General features: G+C 64.9%; 20 protein-coding genes. 3 read left to right on the forward strand and 17 right to left on the reverse strand.

The window, feature by feature from the left end; translation table 11 throughout:
* Window positions 1-9: 9 nt before the first annotated feature.
* The 13 genes from KYT87_RS18680 to KYT87_RS18740 all read right to left on the reverse strand — a co-directional run bounded on the left by KYT87_RS18680 (window position 10) and on the right by KYT87_RS18740 (window position 11,300).
* Window positions 10-447 (reverse strand): DUF3613 domain-containing protein, encoded by a 438-nt coding sequence (locus KYT87_RS18680; RefSeq protein ID WP_120157555.1) that lies wholly within the window; start codon window positions 445-447, stop codon window positions 10-12.
* A 153-nt stretch (window positions 448-600) separates the two neighbouring features.
* The gene (locus KYT87_RS18685) at window positions 601-1,533 is read right to left on the reverse strand and encodes a tetratricopeptide repeat protein (RefSeq protein ID WP_255593294.1); all 933 of its coding nucleotides are present in this window, start codon (window positions 1,531-1,533) and stop codon (window positions 601-603) included.
* Window positions 1,533-2,534, reverse strand: a complete 1,002-nt coding sequence (locus tag KYT87_RS18690) for a type II secretion system F family protein (RefSeq protein WP_046804082.1) — start codon at window positions 2,532-2,534, stop codon at window positions 1,533-1,535. The genes KYT87_RS18685 and KYT87_RS18690 overlap by 1 nt, the downstream gene beginning before the upstream one ends.
* A gap of 12 nt (window positions 2,535-2,546) precedes the next feature.
* The gene (locus KYT87_RS18695) at window positions 2,547-3,470 is read right to left on the reverse strand and encodes a type II secretion system F family protein (protein ID WP_104144282.1); all 924 of its coding nucleotides are present in this window, start codon (window positions 3,468-3,470) and stop codon (window positions 2,547-2,549) included.
* On the reverse strand, window positions 3,470-4,828 hold the full coding sequence (locus tag KYT87_RS18700; RefSeq protein ID WP_120156358.1) for a CpaF family protein: 1,359 nt from the start codon (window positions 4,826-4,828) through the stop codon (window positions 3,470-3,472). The genes KYT87_RS18695 and KYT87_RS18700 overlap by 1 nt, the downstream gene beginning before the upstream one ends.
* Window positions 4,829-4,862: 34 nt before the next feature.
* Complete coding sequence (locus tag KYT87_RS18705) at window positions 4,863-6,203, reverse strand: MinD/ParA family protein (RefSeq protein ID WP_046804085.1); 1,341 nt, start codon at window positions 6,201-6,203, stop codon at window positions 4,863-4,865.
* Entirely contained in the window at window positions 6,200-7,582 is a 1,383-nt protein-coding gene (locus KYT87_RS18710; protein WP_219990564.1) for a type II and III secretion system protein family protein, read from the reverse strand. Before KYT87_RS18710 ends, KYT87_RS18705 begins: the two co-directional genes overlap by 4 nt.
* A 62-nt stretch (window positions 7,583-7,644) precedes the next feature.
* On the reverse strand, window positions 7,645-8,613 hold the full coding sequence (cpaB, locus tag KYT87_RS18715) for a Flp pilus assembly protein CpaB (RefSeq protein WP_219990565.1): 969 nt from the start codon (window positions 8,611-8,613) through the stop codon (window positions 7,645-7,647).
* On the reverse strand, window positions 8,610-9,092 hold the full coding sequence (locus tag KYT87_RS18720; protein WP_219990566.1) for a TadE/TadG family type IV pilus assembly protein: 483 nt from the start codon (window positions 9,090-9,092) through the stop codon (window positions 8,610-8,612). Before KYT87_RS18720 ends, cpaB begins: the two co-directional genes overlap by 4 nt.
* Before the next feature lies 1 nt (window position 9,093).
* The gene (locus KYT87_RS18725; RefSeq protein WP_370512734.1) at window positions 9,094-9,531 is read right to left on the reverse strand and encodes a TadE/TadG family type IV pilus assembly protein; all 438 of its coding nucleotides are present in this window, start codon (window positions 9,529-9,531) and stop codon (window positions 9,094-9,096) included.
* Entirely contained in the window at window positions 9,501-10,022 is a 522-nt protein-coding gene (locus KYT87_RS18730; RefSeq protein ID WP_046804089.1) for a prepilin peptidase, read from the reverse strand. Before KYT87_RS18730 ends, KYT87_RS18725 begins: the two co-directional genes overlap by 31 nt.
* A 151-nt stretch (window positions 10,023-10,173) precedes the next feature.
* On the reverse strand, window positions 10,174-10,353 hold the full coding sequence (locus KYT87_RS18735) for a Flp family type IVb pilin (protein WP_046804090.1): 180 nt from the start codon (window positions 10,351-10,353) through the stop codon (window positions 10,174-10,176).
* Window positions 10,354-10,469: 116 nt separating this feature from the next.
* Window positions 10,470-11,300 carry an MHYT domain-containing protein gene (locus tag KYT87_RS18740; protein WP_046804091.1) on the reverse strand — a complete coding sequence of 277 codons (831 nt, stop codon included), beginning with the start codon at window positions 11,298-11,300 and terminating at the stop codon, window positions 10,470-10,472.
* Between the two features lie 488 nt (window positions 11,301-11,788).
* Between KYT87_RS18740 and KYT87_RS18745 the strand changes: the two genes are divergently transcribed.
* The 3 genes from KYT87_RS18745 (at window position 11,789) to KYT87_RS18755 (ending at window position 16,216) form a co-directional block, all read left to right on the forward strand.
* Window positions 11,789-13,498 carry a ShlB/FhaC/HecB family hemolysin secretion/activation protein gene (locus KYT87_RS18745; protein WP_219990567.1) on the forward strand — a complete coding sequence of 570 codons (1,710 nt, stop codon included), beginning with the start codon at window positions 11,789-11,791 and terminating at the stop codon, window positions 13,496-13,498.
* A gap of 375 nt (window positions 13,499-13,873) precedes the next feature.
* A complete protein-coding gene (locus KYT87_RS18750; protein WP_219990568.1) occupies window positions 13,874-15,643 on the forward strand; it encodes a collagen-like triple helix repeat-containing protein in 1,770 nt (589 codons plus the stop codon).
* A 27-nt stretch (window positions 15,644-15,670) separates the two neighbouring features.
* Entirely contained in the window at window positions 15,671-16,216 is a 546-nt protein-coding gene (locus tag KYT87_RS18755; RefSeq protein ID WP_046804094.1) for a MarR family winged helix-turn-helix transcriptional regulator, read from the forward strand.
* Window positions 16,217-16,286: 70 nt separating this feature from the next.
* On the opposite strand, the gene KYT87_RS18760 is transcribed toward KYT87_RS18755, so the two are convergent.
* The 4 genes from KYT87_RS18760 to KYT87_RS18775 are packed head-to-tail and all read right to left on the reverse strand — an operon-like array spanning window position 16,287 to window position 22,694.
* Complete coding sequence (locus KYT87_RS18760) at window positions 16,287-17,975, reverse strand: ABC transporter ATP-binding protein (RefSeq protein ID WP_219990569.1); 1,689 nt, start codon at window positions 17,973-17,975, stop codon at window positions 16,287-16,289.
* Window positions 17,972-19,480, reverse strand: a complete 1,509-nt coding sequence (locus KYT87_RS18765; RefSeq protein ID WP_219990570.1) for an ABC transporter permease — start codon at window positions 19,478-19,480, stop codon at window positions 17,972-17,974. The genes KYT87_RS18760 and KYT87_RS18765 overlap by 4 nt, the downstream gene beginning before the upstream one ends.
* 5 nt (window positions 19,481-19,485) lie before the next feature.
* Window positions 19,486-20,463 carry an ABC transporter permease gene (locus KYT87_RS18770; protein ID WP_104144273.1) on the reverse strand — a complete coding sequence of 326 codons (978 nt, stop codon included), beginning with the start codon at window positions 20,461-20,463 and terminating at the stop codon, window positions 19,486-19,488.
* Window positions 20,460-22,694 (reverse strand): ABC transporter substrate-binding protein, encoded by a 2,235-nt coding sequence (locus KYT87_RS18775; protein WP_219990571.1) that lies wholly within the window; start codon window positions 22,692-22,694, stop codon window positions 20,460-20,462. Before KYT87_RS18775 ends, KYT87_RS18770 begins: the two co-directional genes overlap by 4 nt.
* Window positions 22,695-22,734 lie beyond the last annotated feature (40 nt).

Below are 22,734 nucleotides of genomic sequence, written 5' to 3' on the forward strand. Positions count from 1 at the left end.
GGGCGCGGGTCAGTTGGTGTTTTTGGTTTCGACCCGCTTCTGGAAATATTCCGGGATGGGATGCGAGAAGCTCTCCAGATAGCGGTTCCACGCGGCCGTGGAGACGGGCCCCAGCACGGGCAAGGCATTGCCTGCGCGGCGGCCATCGGCCTGCGCGGCGAGCAGCCCACGGGTGACGTCGCCAAACGCTTCTTCGGGCGCGGCCGCCTGCGCTGCCTGGGCGCTTTGGGCGCCTGGGGTCGTGGATGTCGCCGGGGTCGTTGCCGCCGTGCCCGGCTGCGGCATGGGGCTTTGCACCTGTTGCACCACGGGGCGAGCGGGCAGCTGCGCTTGCGGCAATGGCTGCGCGGGTGCACTGGCGGCTGCGCCGCCCGACATACCACCGGTCAAGGGCGCGTTCGACTGCGCCAAAGACGACATGGGGGCCAGCACGGCCAGCGCTGCCATCAGCGTGATGCTCAACGCGGAAGGCAATGCGAAAGGTAATGCGAAAAGCGATGCAGCAGGCGAGGCAAGTGCCGGTGCGCAAGCCACTGCCGAGGGCAAAGCGCGGGATGCGAAATAGCGGGTCGTGGACATGGATATCGTTCCTGATTCGGGTTAGCGCACGATGGGCCCATTGCCCAGGCCATCCATCAACGGACTCATCACCGGCAGGACAATGCCGCCGCCGCTGGACACGCGAGTCGTTGACGCATCGGCCGCCACGGGCACGGCGGCGGATGTGGACGTGGACGTGGAAGTGGACGTGGATGCCGGCATCGGGGGCCGCTGCACGCGGATGTCCGAGGCCATGCGCAGCACCTGTCCGCGCGCCTCGTCACCAAGCTTGGCCTGGTCCATCAGCCGTTGCGCGCGCACCGGCTCGCCTTCCACCAGCAACAGCACCGCCAGATTGGCAAGCACCTTGGCGTTGTCGGGCGCAAGCTCGGCCGCCTGCCCCAAGGGCACACGCGCGCCCGCCGGGTCGCCGGCGCGCAGCCGCGCATAACCCAGGTCGCCCAGAATGCGCGCGTCCATGGGTGACAGCTTGGCGGCGCGCGCAAAGTCGTCGGCGGCCTGATCGAACTGCCCCCGCGCCCCGGCAATCAAGCCCAGGCCATGCCAGCCATCGGCCGCCTGATCGGTGGACAGCAAGGCGCGATAGGCTTGCTCGCTCATGGCCGTCTGCCCGGTCTGGCGCAAGGCCTCGGCGCGCAGCACCGCCACCCGCGCATCGTTGCCGAACTTCTGCTGATACGCGTCGATATACGCCAGCGACGCGAAATAGCGCTCTTGGCGCTGCGCCTCGGCAATCAGCGACAGCATCATCTCAGGCTCTTTCGGACGCCGCTTGGCGTCCGCGTCGTCTTCCTTCTGGCGCGCCAGCGCCTGTTCCTGCTGTTGCTGCTGGATCAGCTGCCACGCCGATTCCGCGCTATTGGTCTTGCATCCGGTCAAGCCCGCGCCGGCCGCCACGGCCGCCGCCACCAGGGTCCACCGCAAGGCGCCCCCGCCGTTACTGCCCCCACCCTTCTTGATCACGCCCGCCATTACATGCCCCCCATGCGTGACATGCCACGCAATACCGCGATAAACCCCGCGCCGCCCGTCACGATCAACAGGGCGGGCAACAGCGTCACGATCATGACCCCCGTCATCTTCACGGTGGTCTTGCCCACTTTCTCTTTCAGTTCCAGCCGGCGCTTGTCGCGCAGGCGTTCGCCAAACCGGTTCAACGGTTCTTGCACGGCGCCGCCATGCTGATCCACCTGCGCGATCAGCCGGCAAATGGCCGACAGGTCGTCGTTATCAAACCCCGTGGCCAGCCGCGCCAGCGATTGCTCGCGCGTGCGCCCACGCACATACAGTTCAGAGGCCAGGCGCAATTCGTACGACAGCACCGGCAAGACCTGCGCGAACTCTTTGATCAGCACCTGCATGCTCTGGTCGATGGACAAGCCCACCCCTTGCAGCAAGCGCAGCAGGTCGATCAGCAGCGGCAGCTCATCGCCGGCCATGCGCTTGCGGCGCGCCAGGCGGCGGCTGACCACCCATTTGGGCAGCATGTAGCCGATGGCAAAGCCGAAGAATGCGGCGATGAAGACGCCCATCGAGGAATCGGTCAGATGCTTGCGCAGGTCGATCACCACCGCCACGATGGGCAGCGCAATGGCCAACCCGAAGCGCGCCGCGACAAAGCGCGAGCGCGCCGTGCCGGTATTGGCATAGCCCGCCATGTCGACCATCTTGCGGTCTTCGGCGGCCAGCAACGTGTCGGCCAGGCGCCCTTCGCTCAGGCGCTTGCCGAACGCATCGGCCACCCGCGCCGCCGACGAAAAACGGCCCCGGCTTGTGTCGGCCGTCGCGGCCGCCGCGGCTGCGGCCGCACCGCCCTGGCGCGTGGCCAGCGCCTGATCGATCACCTGACGGCTACGGCCCTGCCCGCGCAGCCGGCGCGCCATGCTGACGCCCAGCACCAGCAGCGCGGCGGCCACCAGCATCAGCGCCGCCGCCAGCACGGTAGAGACATCCCAGGATTGCAGCATCCGCATAGTTGCCTTCCCTTAAATCGACTTGGCCATGCGATACAGCCAATAGCAGCCGCCAATTTGCAGCACCACGGCCGTCAGCAGCATCTTGAAGCCCAAGGGGTCTTCCCACAGGCCCATGAAAAGCTTGTTGTTCGCCACGATGATGAAGCCGGCGATTCCCACCGGCAGCAGCGCCAGGATCCACGCCGACAGGCGCACTTCCGCCGAGCTTGCCGACAATTCATTGCGCGCCTGCGCCACGTCGCGCATGAACGCGGCCATGCGCTCCAGCACCTGGTCGCTGCGTCCGCCAAAGCGCATCGCCAGCGACACCACGGCGGCCACCATGTACAACTCTTTCAAGCCATACATGCGCGACACCTGTACCAGCGCCGCGTCCAGTTCCTTGGCCGAGCGGCTCAGGCTGGCCGCCGTTTCCACCACTTCCAGCAGCGGTTGGTCGGTGGTGGCGGCGGCCGTCTGGAACGCGGCGCCCATGCTGTTGCCGATGGTGATCAGGCGCACGATGTTGTCCAGGAAGGCGGGCAGCTGCGCAATCATCCGGCGCCGCCGCTTGTCGGCGCGCAGCCACAGCAGGAAGTACATCAGCACGGCCAGCATCACGAAGGACACAACGCCCGACAGCGGCCCCAGGAACACCCAGGCCAGCACCGCGCCCAGCACCACGGGCACCGCCGTGCGTAAATAGAAGCCCGGGCTTTGGCGCACGCCGGCCAGCAACAGCAGCCGGTCCCAGCTGGAAAACCCGCTGCGCATCGCGCGCCCGCCCTCGGCGAATGGCGTTTCTTCCGGCGCTTCCCGGCCGCGCTTGAGCTGGTTTTCCAGGAACGCAGAGCTGGCCGCGCGCCGGGCGCCGCTGTTGGCATGTCGCCAAAGCAGCACCGCGCCCGAAGCCATCACCAGCGCCAGTGCCCCCAGGATCAAAGCGTCTTGCATCAGCGCCTCCGGCTCCAGAAGCCGCCGCCGCCATCGTTGTCGCCGGGCGGGTTGTCGTTCACGCGCTGCTCGTTGCGCAGCTTCGCCAGCTTGGGCGTGTGCGGGTGTATGCCCAGCCAGTTCCAGCGGTCTTTCTCTTCGCCCTCGGGCGTGGTGAAGGTTTCGTGGCGGTACAGTTCCTGCGTCGAGATGACGTTGTCGCCCATGCCGGTGACTTCGGTCACCGACAGCACGCGCCGCTTGCCGTTAGACAGCCGGCCGATCTGCACGATGAAGTCCAGCGCGCTGGCGATCTGACGGCGCAGGCTGTCTTCGCTGCCCTGAAATCCCGCAAAGCCCGCCAGCATTTCGATCCGGTACAGGCATTCGCGCGGTGAGTTCGCGTGGATGGTAGCCATCGACCCTTCATGGCCGGTGTTCATCGCTTGCAGCATGTCCATGACTTCCGCGCCGCGCACTTCGCCCACCACCACGCGGTCGGGCCGCATGCGCAAGCTGTTGCGGATCAATTCGCGGATGCTGACCGCGCCGCTGCCATCAAAGCCGCCCTGCCGCGACTCCAGCCGCACCACGTGCGGATGGTTCAGCGACAGTTCGGCGGTGTCTTCCACCGTAACCACGCGCTCGGTCTCCGGAATGAAGAACGCCAGCGCATTCAACAGCGAAGTCTTGCCCGAGCTGGTGCCGCCCGATACCAGCACGTTGCAACGGTTCTTCACGGCTTCATGCAGCAGCCGGTAGATGTCTTCGTCAAAGGTGCCCAGCGTCAGCAGGTCGGCGGGCTTGAGCGGGTCCTGGCGAAACTTGCGGATCGACACCATCGGGCCATCCACGGCCAAGGGTTCGATCACCACGTTAAGCCGGCCGCCATCGGGCAAGCGCGCGTCCACCATGGGGCTGGACTCGTCCAGCCGCCGGCCGATGGGCGCAAGAATGCGGCGCACGATGCGCAGCACATGCTGGTTATCGGTAAAGCGCAGCGTCTCGCGCGCCAGCACCCCGCGCCGCGAAACGAACACGTTGTCGTAACCGTTGATCAGGATGTCTTCGACGGCCGGATCGGCAAGCAGGTCTTCCAGCGGCCCCAGGCCGGCCAGTTCCTTGGTCAGCGCCTCGGCGATCAGGCGCATTTCGCCTTCGTTGATCGGCACGCGCCGCAAGCGTACAAAGCTTGCGACCTCGATATCGACGAACTCCTGGATGGCCGATCGCGCCCAGCGGCCGAACTCGGCGCCCAGTTCTTCGATGCGCGACAGCAGGTGCTCGTACGCCGCCGTCTTGACTTCCTGGAAGCGGTTCGACGAGGCAAAGTCCTTGTCGCCGTCACCGCCGAATTCAATGGTCGCTGTCATGATCATGTCGGATTCCGCCGCCGTCCCGTGAAGCTTGCCGTTAACCGACGATCATGCGGCGGTGCACACCGGGCAGCCATGTGGCCAGCCAGCTAGCCCGCCCGCCGGGGGTGTTCTCTTCCGCGCTGAGTTTTTCCGCCAGCGTCTGCACCGCGCGCACATACACGTCGCGCTCGGCCTCTTCATGCAGCAGGTGACCCTGGTTGGTGCAGACCATCAGGGCCAGCGTGCGGTCCGGCAACGTGCCCACCAGATCCAGTTGGAAGCGGTCGGCAATCTGCTGCGCGGTCATGCCGTAGCGTTCGTCGTAGCGGTTGACGATCAGGCCCAGGCTGCGGCGGTCAACATGCAGTTGCTCCAGCTCTTGCAGCAGGCCGGCCAGCGACACCAACGCCCCGACGCTCTGGTCGGTCACAATCCAGTTCTGTTGAGACGAGCGAGCCAGGCCCGCCACGAATTCCGGGTTGGAGAACCCGCCCGCATCCGCTACGACCACGCCGAAGTGTTGGCGCAAGCGCTCGAACACCAGCAGGGAGTCGGATTGCGAAACGTCGCGCATCTGGGATAGATCGCGCGGCAGCGCCAACACGCTCAGACCGTTGTTGGTGTGGGCCATCGCCGAACCCAACAAGGTGGAATCCAGCCGGCGCAGGTTGCGCGCGGCTTCCGCAAAATCAAAGTCGCTACCGATGTTCAGGTAAAGCTGGCAATCGCCCACCGGCCAGCCCAGGTCCATCAAGGCCACGCGGCTGGCCAGGGGCAGCATGGCGCCCGATTGTTCGGCCGGCTTGACGGGCTTGGCGCCGTTGGCGCTGGCGCGCGCAAGGTGCGCCTGCTTCAAGCGGTCTTGCACCATGCCGGCCAGATGCACGGCCAGCGTGCTGGTCCCCACGCCCGGACGCGCGCCCAGCAACAGGACGCTGCGACGCGAGCCGTCCATGCGGCCACCACTGGCCGGCACGTCAAGCAGGCGCAGCACCACTTCCTTGACTTCCTCGGGTGCGACCGTGGGGTCCACGAAATCGCTGACGCCCGCACGCAGCGCCGCGATGGCGCCTTCAGGCTGGCTGAGAAAACCGACCGCCACACGCGGCACGGTCGGCGCGATACGCGCCAGCAAGCGTGCCAGCTCGGCGGATTTGAACAGCTTTCCGGGTTCGTCCTCACTGAGCGTGAAGTCCAGGAAAACCACTTGCGGTCCGATCTCGGTCAATCGCCGCGCCAACTCTTCGATGCTTGGGGATTCCTGGGTCAACATGCCCATGTCTCCCAAAGCTTGTCCAAGCTGCGCGGCGACGCCATCGCCCTTTGAGCAAAACAGGAACCGCTTGCCGTTTTGCAGGCCAACCCACTCGCTGGCATGTGTCTTCATATTGCTCACCGTGAAAAGCCCGGCATTTGCTGCCCGCCTACCGGGCCCATCAGGTAATAGCCCCAGGCATTGAAAGTTGAATCTGCTGTTTCTTGACGGCCGCCTGGCAGCGGCAGCGTCACGCCGCGCGCAATCGGGCGCACCAGGCGCGGCGTCACGACGATGACCAGTTCCGTGTCCTCTTGCGAGTAGTCCACGCTGCGAAAGAACGCGCCGATGATCGGCAGGTCGCCCAGCATGGGCACCTTGTTGACCATCGCCTTGGTCTGGCGCGACACCAGGCCGCTGATCACGAAGCTCTCGCCGTCGCCCAGTTCGACCGTGGTGTCCGCGCGCCGCGTGCGCAGCGCGGGGATGATGGTGCTGGAGTCGTTGCTGGTGTTGATGGCGATGCCGTTGCTGTAGTCGAGCTCGCTGGCTTCGGGCGCCACCTTCAACGAGATGCGTTCGCGCGACAGCACGGTGGGCGTGACCGTCAGGCCGATACCGAACGGCTTGAAAGTCACCGTCGTGGTGCCCAGGCCGCCGGCTTCGGGAATCGGCAGCTCGCCGCCCGCCAGGAAGCTGGCGCTTTGGCCGGTCAGCGCGACCAGCGTGGGCTCGGCCAGCACGCGCGCCATGCCGTTGCTTTGCAACAGGCGCAGCCGCGCCGAGAAGTTGTTGGAGTCATAGAACAGCGAGAAGCCCGAGGCGATCGCGCCGCCCGGCGTGAAGCCCAGCGGCGCCCCCAGCCCCGACGGCGACGTGGCGCTGGTGCCGGTCCACGGGCCGTTGCTGGCGGCAAAGTTGATGCCCGCCTGCTTCATCACGGAGCGCGACACTTCCACGACCTTGACTTCGACCTGCACGACGCCGCCCGCGCCGGCCGAGGACACGTCCACGACGTTCTTGTCGCCCACTGCCGCGGCGGCTGCCTTGGCGGCGGCGATCTGCGCCAGCGGGGTTTCGGCGTAGCCGGACACCACCGCGTGCTCGCCCGCGATGTCGATGTTGGGGCCGCCCTGAATGCCGCGGCTGGCCAACGCCGCCTGCACCGACGTAGCCACGCGCACGTTCCAGATCTGCGGCGTGGGGCTGTTGCCCGTCCATATCTGCAACTGCGTGGTGCCCGCCTTCTTGCCGTACAACAGCAGCGAGCCCGCGCGCTTGCCGGAGGCCGGCAGGATTTTCACGTCGGCGACCTCGGGGTCGCCGATGGCAATGCGACTGGGCGCGGCGCCGTCAAGCATCAGCGATTGCTGGCCTTTGACGGCCACCGCGATATCACGGACCGGTGCGTTCGCCGCCGCCGAGGGCGCGGCGCCCTGGGCCAGGCTTACGGCACCGTATGTCATCGCCGCTGCGGCCGACAGGACGCAGATCATGGTGGTGCGCTGATATCTTTTCATGTGCTGGATCTGGTTGCTTCTAATGGTCCAGCCGCGGCGGCACCTGCCACGCGCAGCCAAGTTCAATAACGAACGCGCTCGGATTTGTCTCCCCGCACGATTTCAACGGTACGGCCCCCGCCGCCGCCACTGCCGGCAGTGGGCGCCGACACGCGGTTGGCGGGCGCTCGCGCCGCGGGTGTGGCGCCTTCAAGCTGCACCAGGCTGTCGCCCGCAAAGGCGCGGTTTGGGCCGGTCAGCAAGGCTTCACGCTGCGCGGGGGTGAGGTCGGCGCGGGTGGGCAACACCGTGCCGCGCTTGGCGAACAGCGTGGCGTCCGGCACGGCGTCATCGCCGACGGGCCGCAACGCCAGTTGCAGACGGCCGGCGCGGCTGGCCAGGATCAGTTCATTGATCTGTTCGACCGGCACCGCAAGCACCGCGGTGCGCGCCGGCTGCCCGGGGCCTTGTTGCAGCACGGATTTTTCTTCGGGACCGTCCACCGAGCTTTTGCCAAAGGCCAGCACGCGCAGCTGCGATTGCAGCAGGCGCGCCTGGCCGCCGGAGATTTCCTGGCCTTTTTCCACCATGAAGAACACATCCACCAGGTCGCCGGGCGCAATGCGGTTGCCGCCGCCGACCACTTCGTCGACCGCGATGGCGACAGCCCGTTCGCCGGGCTTGAGCTGCTTGGCAAGGCCCTGCGCCAGCAGGCTGGGAACGATGGGGTCACCCGCTGCGATGTCCACGCGCGCCACGGCGCCTTCCAGCGGTGCCGGGGTGTTGAAGCTGTTGGAAAGCGCCACCTGCCATTGCGCGACGGTCAGCATTTTGGCGGCGTCGATGCGCGTGCCGGCGGCAATGGCTTCCTTGGCCACGACAACATCGTGCAAGGCCACTTGCGGCGCGGGCGTCGCTGCCGGCGCGGTGGCGACCGGTGACGGATTGGCGGGCGGAGGACCGGAATGCGACGCCAGGCGCCACGCCAGGAAGGCCAGCACCAGGCCCGCCACCAACAACACGCCCGCAATGATCTTGCTAATACTGCTCATGGTGTCCCTTGCGATATCTGCACGATGGCTTTCGACGACAACCTGCTCGGTACCCAGTTCTTGTTCGTGCCGGGCAGCATGACGATGAACGATTGCAATGTGGCCAGCAGCGGCCAGGACTGGGTGTTGTAGGTCATGGCGACGGTGGCGCAATTGGCGACTTCGCCGCCGGACCCGGCCCAGGCGCACGGCGCGCGCGTGGTCGCGCATGCCACCGCCGAGCCGGTCGAGAAAACACTCATGGCGGCCGAGCAGGCATCGCCCTGCACGTTGGCGCTGCCGCTGATCTGCGCGTACACGGCGGCGCGGGCGCCCTCTCCGGCGGCGGCTGCCAACTGTTGCTGCATCCAGAACAACACGCCGTAGCCCACCACGGCGCAGATGAAGATCAGCAGCATGGTCAGCGTCAGCGACAGTTCAAGCGCGGCAATGCCGCGTTGGTGCAGCGCTGGCGCAAAACGGGTTCGTGGGAGTGCCATGTCAGCCTCCCACGCCCAGCGTGTTGCCAAGATGAACCGTGGCGCGCGCGCTGAGCACACTGGTGGACGGCATCAACATCGTCTGCAACAGCGGAAACGAGGGGATCAACGGATGCGCGCCGTAGGCATACGACACCGTCACTTCGATCTGGTCGGCGGCCAGCGGCTGACCGCTGCACGTGCCGCCCGCGCTGCTGCTCAAGGCGCCGCCGCTGCCGCAGACCGCAACCTTGATCGGCGCGGCTGACATGGAAGCCATCCAGGATGCGATATTCAGTGCGGTGTCGCGGCCTGCGTTGGCGCGCGCGGCCAGCGACGTGGTGCCCGCCTGCCATTGCAGGACTTTGCGGGCGCCGTCCTGTGCGGCCAGCGTGACGGAATTCTGCGCAAGAAACACCAGCCCGTAGGTCAGGATGCCGTAGAGCACCAGGAAGAACACCACGAATACCAGGGCGAATTCAAGGGCATAAGAACCACGCTGAGCGCGGCGATACCCAGATACATGGCATACGGAATTTGACGCAGCCGGTGCGACACCGCCCAATAGCGCGACACCACCACATACGCCAGCGCGTGCACGCCGGCCAGCAGACTGGCCAGCACCATCACCAGGATCAGCGGCGCCAGACCCAGCCACAGCCCCAGGATGGCGATTGCCTTGACGTCGCCCGCGCCCATGAGGCGCCGGCCCCAAAGCGGCAAGAACAGCAGGGCCGCCAAAAACCCTGCCCCACACATCAACCACCCGGTCCAGCGCGGCGGATACGTCCATCCAGGCACGAAGGCGGCGGCCAGCAGCCAAAGCAGCTGCGCCACGAAGCCCACCACGATCAACGTGTTGGGTACGCGGCGATAGCGCAGATCGTTGTAGATCAGCACCACGTTCCAGCATGCGAACAACAGCAGCCACAGCACTTCCCCTGGATACAAGGCAGGACCTTCTGATCAAGCAGATTCAACGGCAGGCCGGCTCGTCCAGAAGAGCGCAACCCGTGTCAAGCAAACAATCTCGGACTTCAGCCACGTACCGCGATGCCCCGACACATTGGGTCATCGCGGTACGCGTTAGCGCGCTAGGGCATCAACCCCCGCCTGCGGTATTGAGCTTGGTGCCGAGTCCCGTGAACATGGTGCCCAGGGCGTCGGTGAAAGTCCCCACGGCAGCGATGAGGGCCACCGCCACCAGACCCGCGATCAACCCGTATTCCAGGGCGGTGATGCCGTCTTCGTCGTTCCAGAACTGCGCAAGTTTCGCTTTCATGTCGAGCTCCTAACACTCGATTGATAATTGAGCCGATCCGCGTGGCGGTGCCGACCCCCTATTGCCGGTATTTCTCGCGTCCGAATGAAAAGCATCCGAACGCATACCGGGCCCTGCTAGCCCGGCCCCAATGTGGAGCCGGGCGCCTTGCCTGGTTCAGCCACAGGCGCCGATTCAATAAACGAGTCGATACGCTGCGCCATGCGCGAACGGAAACGGGTCGACGCGCGTTGCAGCTGCCAACGCATGATCAGCAACATGAGCGCCGACAACACAAACGCGATATACGGCAGCATCACCCCGCCGATTTGCAGGCTGGACGCCTCGCGGGGGGCCGAGCAGATAACCGTGCCGGCCGCCGCGCCGGTGTAATGCATGCCGCAAACGGCCACTGCCATCAAAATGGCCGCGCCGCCTCGTTGAAACTCGTTCTGGGTATTGAACGCCAGCCAGAGCGCGGCCGAAGCGGCAATTACGGCGATAAGCACCGATAAAACGACAATGGGCAGATTCCACAGCAGCACGGCCGGCATGCGCATCGCGCCCATGCCCAGGTAGTGCATCGCGGCCACGCCCAGGCCGGCGGCCATGCCACCCACCAGGCATCGGCCAAAGGTGAAGCGTTCGCGGCCGACATACCAGAAGGCCCAGCCGGAAAACCCGGCGGCAACGAAGAAACTCAGTATGGTCAGGCCAACTTGATAACCGACATCAAACGGCAAGTTCTGCGCCTGCATGCCAATGAAGTGCATGCTCCAGATGCCCACGCCGCCCATGGCTACCGCGCCGATGATGATGTAACCGATGCGCAGGTCGCCGTCCTGGGTTTCTGTGCGAATGCCCGCCGCCGCCAGCAAGGCGACGTACGAGCCCAGTACCGCTGTCAGAAACGACAGGGCGACCAGGCCGCCGTTGAACGAGAGCGGAACAATATCGCCCGGGTTCATGAACGGCCCCGGTGAAACAGCGGCAATAGGCAAAGCGGGATCGGTTGATCGCGCCAATGATTACTAGGGTGATGCGTGCCCATCTCGTGGACTCCCGGTGGCTCATAACCGATGTGTTTTGAAACGTTTATATAGTCTTATCTATTAACATTTAATACACATCAGGGTTTACACGTATATTCACATCCCGACGCCCACCGACATGTAACCAATACAGCAAAACTAGGGTGAACTTAATAAAAATCCCCTAGTTAACCCTTATAAAACTTAAATATTTTCTTTCATGAGAATCTCAATATGTTGTAATCCTGCCGTTCCCGACTGGTCACAATGAAATAATTTGTTGTTAACTCCGTCCGCTGGCACCATATTGCCTACGACGCGCTGAAGCACCTTTTACAATACTGCGTCCCCATTTTTATTCAGTATTCCCGCAATATCGAATACTCATCGGGACGGTGTTGGTAGAAACAGAGACACACTAGGCAATGAGACGTACGTACCCGGCAAGTTCGCTTACCCTCGCCCTGATCTGTACGGTTTTCTTTGGCGCCCCCGCGCGCGCCGACGGCCCTTTGCGAGGCAACCCCGTCGACGCGGTCCCGCAGCTGGAAAGGCCGCCGGGCGCCACACAACCGCCCCCCGTCGTGCAGACGGCAACCCCCGAGCAACTGGCATTGCAGGCGCGGTTGGCCCAACGCATCGTGCCGCGCAATTTCGATGTCAGCGGCGTGCACGCGATTCCCTTCGACGAGGTTTCCGCAATACTCAGCCCCTTGTCAGGCAAGGAAATCAGCCTGGGGGAACTGGTCCAGCAGGTCGATAAGATCACGCAGCTATATCGCGACAAGGGATACCCCCTTTCGTTTGCACTAGTACAAAACCAGACATTTGCGAATGGGCTGGTCGTCGTGACCGTGGTGGAAGGGTTTATCAGCAATGTGCGCATCGAAGGCGATATCGGTAACGCACAAGATCGCCTGGACACCTTGGCTGGCCCGCTGAAAGAGGAACGTCCGCTCAAACAATCCACGCTGGAGCGGCAGCTGAACCTGATGCGCACGGTGCCAGGTGTGAAATTCACGCCCAGCCTGGATTTACCGCGCCGCGCTGATGGCGCCACCGAACTGGTATTGAACGCGACCCGGCATCCTTTCAGTTTGACAGGCGGCGTGGCCGACCTGGGCACCGGTATGCAGCCCTTGGTCAATGTGGGCGCCAGCAGCCTTACCCCGTTGGGCGAACAGGTCAAGTTGACCGCGGCGGTGCCCTTCAATACCGACGACGTGAAATATGTAATGGGCGAAATCAGCGTGCCCATCGGCCCTGACGGGTTGGCCATCAAAGTGGATGGTTACCACTATGACGCCAAGCCCAAAGACGACGCGATCGAATATCTGGGGTTTGAACGCCGAGTAAAGAACGACCGCATCGGTATTGGGGTCAGCTATCCGATCCTCTTGAGCAATACGCGGTCGCTGACGGGCACGGTGGGCATGTACGCCGCCAATTCCAAAGACCGATATGAATCGCGCAATGCCGACCTCTGGTTGCAACAGGACGCTCGGGTACGCGCTGCAAATATCGAATTACGATATATACAGTTGTCGGAGATCCAAACAACCGACATAACCGCCAGCGTGTCCAAAGGCTTTGATGCGGCGGGCGCGAAGAAGGATATCTCAAGCAATTACGGTTATTCCGCCACGCCGATTCTGGACCTGGATTTCGCCCGCTATAACCTGAACGCCAAACAAACCGTCGCCCTGCCGGCCCAGTTCGGTCTGACGTTTTCAGGCGCCGCGCAATATTCCAGCAATATATTGCCCTCGTCCGAGCAAATCTCTTTTGGCAGCTGGCGCTACGCAATGGGATACCCGCAAGGGGAACAAAGCGGCGACAAGGGTGTGGGCGTATCGGCCGAAATCAACCGGCGCTTCGGCACAGGCTGGGAATACCTGTCGGCCGTCCAGCCTTATGCGCTGATCGACTATGCGCGCACCTGGTACAACAACAAGGGCTTGCAAGCGCTGAACCAGCGGCACCTGTCCTCCGTGGCGCTGGGGCTGCGCTTCACGGACGATAAATACTATCTGTTCGATTTCAACGTGGCCAAGCCGATCGGATCCGCCACGGTCAATAACGACCGCGACGTGCGCTTTAACGCCAACTATTCGTTGTTCTACGACGCGTTCTGACGCACCGCATTCCCGACCCCTTTGGCGCCTGCTCCGACAGGCGCTTTTTTTTGCGCGCTTGCGGCAGGCTGAAACGACCTTTATTTGCGCCGGTTCCCAACACCGCGTTACGTAACGTCGCCCGTAACGTAACGTCGGATAACCGGCCATTCGTAACATTCGCAGGCTTTTTGTGGTCGCAAAAGTGACGAATTCCCAAGCCTGGTACAAACCCTCGAATCCACACCAGTCCATTGAAAACAAAGGATTTTATTAGCCCTCAAATGCGTGGACCCGTGCAATGTGGGTCCGTTTGAAAAATCTTGGCACGGATTATGCATGTAGAGCGGTACCGGGCGGTTTCCACGCCTGACCTACCAACCCGAGGAGCTCGCCATGATGTCCAAGATTGAAGCCAGCCGCATTCAACGCATTTTGACCGCCACCGTCATGGCCGCTGCTGTCGTCAGCGCGCTAGCCGCGTGCGGAAGCAGCGGTGGTAGCAAGAAAACCGCCGGCCTGCCCGGCATCGATATCCCGACCAACCCAGGCGGCACGAACCCCGGTGGCACCAACCCGGGCGGCACCAATCCCGGTGGCACGGACCCCGGCACCCCTGGCAACCCGGGCACTCCGGGCGGCACCGACCCCAATCCCCCGGTCAATCCGGTGACGGCGGGCCTGCTGCAAACGACGTTGGGCAACACCGGCAACGCCGTGGACAACACGTTGCCCCTGAATCTGGGCCCCACGCTTGGCGGCGTGGGCAAGGCACTGGATCCCACGGTGGAACCGGTGGTCAACACCGTGGTCGGGCTGACTCAGCAAGTGGGCGCCACGACCGGGCTGGGCGCTCCGGTGGACGGCGTGACGACGCAAGTAGGCGGCGCAGTGAGCGATTTGGGCACGTCGATCAAGGGCGCCGGCCTGCCCGGAGGCTTGAGCTCCGGCCTGGGTGGTCTGGTGGACGGTTTGGGCAAAACCGTAGGCGGCGCGGGCGATCTGCTGAACGCGGACCCCGCCAATCCCATGCCGCTGACGACGATGCTGGGCAACGCCACCAACGCCGTGGGCGCCCTGACGGACGGCCTGGGTGGCCAAGGGGGCTTGCTCAATCCGGTCATGCAACTGGCGGGCGGCGTGACGGGGCGCCTGCTGGATGGCCCGTCCAGCCCCGTCCTGCAACCGGCCCTGTCCAATGTTGGCAAAACAGTGGACAACGTGCTGCCCCTGGGCCTGCAACCGACGCTGGGCGGCGTTGGGGCCGCGCTGGACATGAACGTTGCGCCGATCGCCGGCACGGTGACCAACCTGACGCAGCAAGTGGGCGCGAAAACGCAGCTGGGCGCCCCCGTCGCCGGGCTGTTGACCAGCCTGGGCGGCACGCTGGCCGGCGCGGGCGGTACGTTGCCGGGTAACACCGCCGGCCTGAACGGCGTGTTGCAGGGCCTGGGCGGCGCGGTGGCCAGCGCGGGCGGTCTGGTTCACGCCACGCCGGGCAATACGAATCCGCTGGGCTCCACGTTGGCCAACGCGACCGGCGCGGTGGCGTCGGTGACCGGCGCCCTGGGCCTGGGCGGCGTAACAGGCGGCATAACGGGCGGCGTGACCGGTGGCGGTACGGGCGGCCTGCTCAGCCCGATCACCGGCATCCTCGGCGGGGTCGGTGGCGTGGGCGGAACGCCCGCGGCGGGCGGCGTGAACGGTTTGTTGGCACCGGTGACCAGCTTGCTGGGCGGCGTGAAGGGTGCGGTGGGTGGCGCGACGGGCGGAACGGCGGGCGGCGCGGCCAACGGCGGATTGCTCGGCGGCTTGCTGGGTGGTGTGACCGGCGGCGCCACGGGTGGATCGGCGGGCGGCGCCTCGGGCGGCGCGGTCGGCGGCGGCTTGCTGGGTGGCGTGCTCGGCGGCGTGGCGGGTGGCGTGTCGGTCGGTGCGACGACAGGTACGGGCGCCAGTGCGGGCGTCAGTGCGGGTGGCGCGGCCGGTGCGGCAGCCGGCGGTGCGGCGGGTGCCGGCACGGCAAGTAACGGGGGTCTGCTGGGCGGTTTGCTGGGTGGTGTCACCAGCAGCTTGACCGGCGGTTCAACGGCGGGCGGCACCTCGGGTGGCGCTGCCAACGGCGGGTTGCTGGGCGGTTTGCTCGGCGGCTTGGCCAAGAAGTAAACAACTGATCCGCCTAGGAGCGAAATCATGCTGCAACAAGAAACGATCGCCCACCATGAGCATGTGACTGTTATGCCAGAATCCCGCACGAATGAATTGCGCCCAGGCATGCTCGACGATATCGCCCTGATGTTGGGTCGACAGTTCTCGGTGTACAACGCCGCGTGCCAGTCGGCCCTGGCAGACAAGCTGGGCATCCCCCTGGCGGATCTGAAAGCGCTGGAATTAGTGATGGAATTCGACGCCTTGCCCACCGGGCAACTGGCACAGCTGATGGGAATCAGCTCGGGCGGCGCCACCGCCTTGATCAACCGGCTGGAGGCGGCAGGTTATGTGCAACGTGGCCGCCACCCGCTGGACCGCCGGATGATCGTGATCCGGCCGGTCGAAGAACAGTGCCAGCATCTGGCGCAGGAACGCCAGTGGGTCGCCGACGCCGTAATGTTGATGGCGCGACGCTACGACACCACCGAACTGGAAACCGTGCATGCCTTCCTGGCGCAATGCGTGCGCGCCTTGCGGCACGACACGCTGGTCTGGCTGGAAACGCCGACGTCCCATCACGAGCTGTGACGCGGCTGGCGTCCTGCCCGGACGCCAGCCTGCCACGCGCCCTGCATCCTTGCGGATCAGGGCGCGTTTTTTATGAGCCGAACTGCAAGCGCGGCACCGCCGCAAGCAGGCGCTGGGTCAGTGGCTGGCGCGGCGCATGCAGCACGGTATCGGCATCGCCCAGCTCGACGATGCGACCACCGTCCATGACCGCGATGCGGTCCGCCAGATATTCCACCACGCCGAAGTTATGCGTGATGAACAGGTAGGCGATGCCCAGCTCGTCCTGGAGTTCACGCAGCAGGTCCAGGATCTGCGCCTGCACGGACACGTCCAGCGCGGACGTGGGTTCGTCGCAGATCAGGACCTTGGGCTCGACGGCAAGCGCCCGCGCGATGGCGATGCGTTGGCGCTGCCCGCCCGAAAATTCGTGCGGGTAGCGCGTCAGCGTGTTGGCCGGCAGGCCGACGCGTTCAATCAACTGCGCGGCATGCGCGGCGCGTGCTTGCGGGCTCATAGAGCGCCGTAACGATGCCAGGCCCTCATCCAGGATATCGCCCACGCGCATGCGCGGATCCAGCGACGCATAAGGGTCCTGGAACACGATCTGGATGTCTTGCCGCAGGTCGCGCAGCGTGCGGTGGTCGGCGCTCAGCAAGTCCTTGCCTTGCAGCATGGCGCGGCCCGAAATGCGCGCGCCGTCGATCAGGCGCAATAGCGCCTTGCCGGTGGTTGTCTTGCCGCAACCGGACTCGCCCAGCAAGGCCAGCGTCTCGCCCGCGCGCAGCGTAAAGGTGACGCCGTCCACCGCCTTGACCCAGGACACGACACGCCGCAACGGCCCCTTGCGTACGGGGTAGTGCACCTTCAGGTCTTGTACGTCCAGCACCAGGTCGCCCGCGTTACCGGGCGCGCGTGGGCGGGCGCGCTCGGCCTTGCCCGCGCTGGCCTCGCGGCCTTGCTGGGACAGCGGCGCGCCGCGCTTGTCGAACGTGGGAATGGCTTCGAACAACTGCCGTGCGTACGGATGCTTGGGCGCGCGGAAGAATTCTTCGGCGCTGGCGCTTTCCACGATTTCACCGCCACGCATCAGGGCGACGTGATGCGCCACGTTCTTGACCACGGCCAGGTCGTGCGTGATCAACATCACGGCCATGCCCATTTCGCGCTGGATATCCGCAAGCAAGTCCAGCACCTGCGCCTGCACGGTAACGTCCAGCGCGGTAGTGGGTTCGTCGGCGATCAACAACAGCGGCTCGGCCGCCAAGGCGATGGCAATCATGACACGCTGTTTTTGCCCGCCCGAAAATTGAAACGGGTAGTCGTCCACGCGGCGCTCGGGCTCGGGGATGCCCACGCGGCGCAGCCAGTCGATGGCGCGCGCGCGCGCCGCCGCGCCGCGCAGGGGCGTATGCGCCGTCAGCGTTTCGATGATCTGGTCGCCCACGCGCATGACCGGGTTCAGGCTGGTGGACGGCTCCTGGAAAATGATGCCGATGCGGCCGCCGCGCACGCCGCGCATCGCGCTTTCGGGCAGGCGGTTCAGGTCCTGGCCATCCAGGTCGATCTGCCCACCCACGATGCGGCCCGCGTCGGGCAGCAAGCGCAACAGCGCCAGCGCCGTCATGCTCTTGCCGCAGCCCGATTCACCCACCAGCGCGAAGGTCTGGCGTTGGGAAATGGCCAGCTCAAGGCGCTTGACCGCATGCGTCATGCCGGATTCCCCGGCAATGTCCACATCCAGGCCGCGCACGTCCAGCAAGATGGAATCCTGGCTCATGGGGCTTCTCCGGACTTCGATGGGCGCGGCTCGGCGGCCAGCGTCTGGCGGCGGCCAAACCAGCCGCCCAGACGCGCCATGCGGCTGGGTTTGTAGCGGCGCGTGCGCGGGTCGAACGCATCCCGCACCGCATCGGCAAACAGGTTGGCCGCCAGCACCAGCGCCAGCATGAACAGGAATGCGGTCATCAGGCTCCACCAGATCATGGGATCGCGGGACATTTCCAGCCGCGCCCCGTCAATCATCGAACCAAAGGAATTCATGCTGGGGTCCACGCCGATGCCCAGGTAGGACAGCACGGCCTCGTACAGAACCAGCCCCGAAAATTCCAGCACTACCGTAATCAGCACCAGGTGCGCCACGTTGGGCAGCAGGTGGCGCGTCATGATGCGCCAGTGCGACACGCCAAAGGCACGCGCCGCCTGCACGTATTCCAGTTCGCGCAGCTTGAGGGTTTCGGCGCGCAGCAGGCGGCACAAGCCCGCCCAGCCGGTCAGCCCAAGAATCATGCAAAGCAGGAACAGGCGCAGGTCGGCGCGGGCGACGGAGGTGTCGAAAAGGTCGGCATGGTTGTCGATATACACCTGCATCATCAGTGCGCAGGCGGCCACCAGCAGCACGCCGGGAATCGACGTGATGGTGGTGTACAGGTACTGGATGGCGTCGTCGACCTTGCCCTTGAAATACCCGGCCGCGATGCCGAAGATGATGGCGGGCGGCAGCATGGCGAGGGTGGTCAGGCTGCCGATGACAAGCGCCGTGCGAATACTTTTAAGCGCCTGCCACAACACGTCGTTGCCGATGCGGTCGGTGCCCAGCGCGTGGTAGCCGCTGGACAGGCCGGCCAGCGCCCCGGCCGTCAGGCACAGCAGGGTAAAGGTGATGACCATGGCGCGCCAGGGCACGTCCGACTCTCCGCCCAGCAGGATATGCGCCGCCTGCCTGGCCCACTGCGCGCGCCGCGCCAGCAAGGCAAACAACACGGCGGCGGACAATAGCGCAACAGCCAAGCCGCCGGCCATGCCCCAGCCCAGGCGCTTCAACACGTCAGGCACGTGCTGGGTATCCGGATCGCTCACATGCGTGGCGGCGCCGCGCAACCGCGGAAAATCGCGCACCGGCTTGTCGTTGACCAGCATCGTTTCTTTCAGGAACAGCTTCACTGCCAACGGCTGCGAGTAATTTCTTTCGGGCTGCGTCAGCACCGTGCCGGCCAACAAGCCGTCCAGCGCCGACTTGACCACGGGCGCGTAGATGGGCGCGGCGTCGGCGGCGGCACCCGGCGCGGGCGGCAGTTGTGGCCGATAGTGCACGGAATCGAGAAGCCCCACCACGGTGAAGGCGGCAAGAATGACGGCCGAGCACATCGCCGGCGTGTCACGCGCAACGCACCCCCAGGTGGCGCGCAGGTTGGGGCTGCGGCGCACGTGCCAGACATAGGCCAGCGCACCCAGCACCATGAGCCACAGCGCGATGTCGGTCCAAAGGAAGACGATCTTGGGCATGGCGGCTACTCGAATCGAACGCGGGGGTCAGCCAGCGTGTAGGAAATGTCGGCCAGGATCAGCCCCACGATATAGAGCGCGGCGCCCAGGAACACCATGGCGCGCACCACGGAAAAATCCTGCGCGTTGATGGCGTCGATGGTGTAGCTGCCCAGGCCGGGGATGCCGAAGAAAGACTCGGCGATCAGGCTGCCCATGAACAGCAGCGGCAAGGCGGCCACCGTGCTGGTCAGGATGGGCAGCATCGCGTTGCGCAGCACGTGGCGAAACAGCACGACGCGTTCGGCCAGGCCCTTGGCGCGCGCGGTGCGCACGTAGTCCTTGCCGATCTCTTCCAGGAACAGCGTGCGGTAGAAGCGCGCCTCGGGACCCAGCCGCGACACGATGGCGATCAGCACCGGCAGCGCCAGGAACTTGACCACGTCCAGCCCGCCCGAAAACCCCGAGAACGGCACCAGCCGCATCAGCTTGGCGAACACCCACTGCCCCGCGATGATGTAGAACAGGCTGGAAATGGACAGCAGCAGCACGCACACCACGACGCCCCAGAAGTCCAGCCGCGTGGCGCGAAAATACACCAGCGTCAACGAAAACACGATGCTGACGAACAACCCCAGGATGAAGGTGGGCACGGCCAGCGCCAGGCTGGGGCCCATGCGCGTCTGGATCTCGCGGCCGATGTCGCGCCCGCTGTCCGATGCGCCGAATTCCATGGCCAGCAGCGGCACCGAGCGCTGGTAGAAGATGGTGTCGGTCAGTTGCGCCGTGCCTTGCGCGCGCTCGTTGAAGAACAGCGGCTTGTCGTAGCCGCGTTCGACCTTCCATTTTTCCACCGCGTCCTGGCTGGCGCGCTGCCCGCCGATGGCCAGGCGCGCCATGTCGTCGGGCGTGTTCACTGCAAAGAACAGGATGAAGGTGAACAGGTTGACGCCGATCAGGATCAGCACGCCATACAGCAGCCGGCGAATCACATAGCCGATCATGATTGATGCTCCTTGCGGACCGCCGGGCCGAAGGCGGTCTGGCGTTCGCGGCGCTTGAGCGCCACGTACGAAGGCCAGATCGCCAGCGCCAACAGCAGCACGAACAGGCCGATCGGCCACCATCTTGGGACGTTCCATTCATCGATCTTCTGCTGGCGCAGCGCGGGATCGATCTTCATGTATTGCAGCGTGTTGCGCACCATCTGCGTGGGCTTGGCGTTGCCGACCCACTGCTGATAGGCGCCGCCCGACATCGGGAAATAGCCGAACATCCACGGCGCATCCCGCTGCACCACCGCCACCATCTTGGCGATCAGCTGTTCTTTCTGGGGGCCGTCGTCCAGGAACTTCATCTGTTCGAACAGCTTGTCGAATTCCGGGCTTTGGTAGTTGGCTGCGTTCTCGCCGCCCCCCCGCGCCTTGGCGTTGGGGCCGTACAGCAGGAACAGGAAGTTTTCGGCGTCGGGGTAATCCGCGTTCCAGCCCCACAGGAAGATCTGCGCGGCGCCGCGCGTCATCTTGTCCTGGAAGCGGTTGTAGTCGGTGGAACGCACGTCCAGCTGCACGCCGATCTTGGCCATCTGCCTGCGCATCCAGTCAAAGCGCGGGTTCGACCCGCCGCCCTGCATGGCGTCGTAATACAGCACCAGCGGCGCGCCGGTCTTGGCGTTGCGGCCGTCGGGGTAACCGGCCTCGGCCAAGAGCCGCTTGGCCACGTCGACGGACTTGCGCACGGGCTTGCCGTCAACCAGGTCGTAGACCACCGGGTTCACGCCCTCAGGCGGATCGCGGTAGCCCAGCACGCCGGGAGGCACCGGGCCCTGGGCCACGGACGCCTGATCGTTTTCGAACACGGTGACGAATTCTTCCCAGTCGAACACGATGCTGATGGCTTGGCGCAGCTTGCGGTTCTTTTCCGCCTGCTCGGGCGTGTCGCCCTTGCCCACCACCGGGTCCAGCCAGTTAAAGCCCATGTACCAGTTGGCGGTTTCCACCGTGGTGGGCAGGCGAATGCCGTGTTCGCGGTACTGCTTGGCCTTGTCCTGGCTGTCGCCCGCCGCCACCAGCATGGCCACGCCGTATTCGCCGCGTTCGATTTGCGGCACGTCGTAATAGCCCTGCATGAATTTGCCGATCAGCGGGATGGCTTCTTTTTCCAGGCTGAACACGGCGCGGTCGATAAAGGGCGTGGGCTTGCCGCAGTCGGCCAGCATGCCGGCTTCCTTGTCGCCGGGTGCGCCCTCGCAGGGGTAGGCTTCGCCGTGGAAGTTGGGGTTGCGCACCAGCACGTGGCGACGGTTCTGCAACGATTCCGCCATCATGTACGGGCCGGTGCCGACCGGCCAGGTGTTCAACGACAGGTCATGCGCGGCCATGCCCGGCTGGCTGTAGAAGCGGTCGGCCTCCCAGGGGATGGGCGCCGTGAAGGTCATGGCCAGCCAGTATTTGAACTGCGGGTACTTGCCTTTGACGCGAATGCGCAGCGTGTGCGGGTCCAGCGCCTGGATGCCGGTAAAGCCGTCGGAATCGCGCAGGTCCAGCCACGAGGCGGCGCCACCGCCGGGCAGATCGCGGCGCAGGTCCCGGTCGCGTTTGCGCAGCCGGTCGCCGTATTCCTGCATGCCGACCACGTGGTCCGCCATCACCGAATAAATAGGCGACACCACGCGCGGGCTGGCCAGACGGCGAAACGCGTAGACGTAGTCGTCCGCCGTGAGTTCGCGCGTGCCGGTGCGCGGAAAATCGGGGATGTAGTACTTGTCTTTAAGGTCGTCTTCGGAAATCGGGAAGTAGTCGTAGCTGCCGTCGGTCTTGCGGGCGAACGCGGGGTGCGGCTGGTAGCGCACGCCCGGGCGTATCTTGATGTCGTAGATGCTTTCGGCGATTTGTTCGCCCGGCGCATCGGCGGGCAAGGGCTTGCCCTGGGCGTCCAGATACTGCGGCGGATCAATGGACTGCGCGGCGCGTGGCACCAGCTCGTACGGCCGCTTCAGGTAGTGATACCCGTACAACGGCTCGTAGATGTTGTAGGTATAAGGGGTTTCGTCGCCGGAATAAGAGCTTGCCGGGTCCAGGTATTTGGGCGAACGCTGCACAAACGCGGAATAAAGCGTGTTCTGGCTTTCGGCGCCGGACGGATACGGGCTGTTGATGGGGCTTTCTTGAGAGCAGCCCGCCAGCGCCAGCAACATCAGCATGGCTGTCGCCCTGAGCCGCTTCATTGCAAGCATGGAAACCTTCCCTTCAAAACGTTGCGACAGAGGATAGCAA

This window comes from Achromobacter sp. ES-001 (assembly GCF_019448355.1).
GTDB classification, from domain to species: Bacteria; Pseudomonadota; Gammaproteobacteria; order Burkholderiales; family Burkholderiaceae_B; genus Achromobacter; species Achromobacter spanius_B.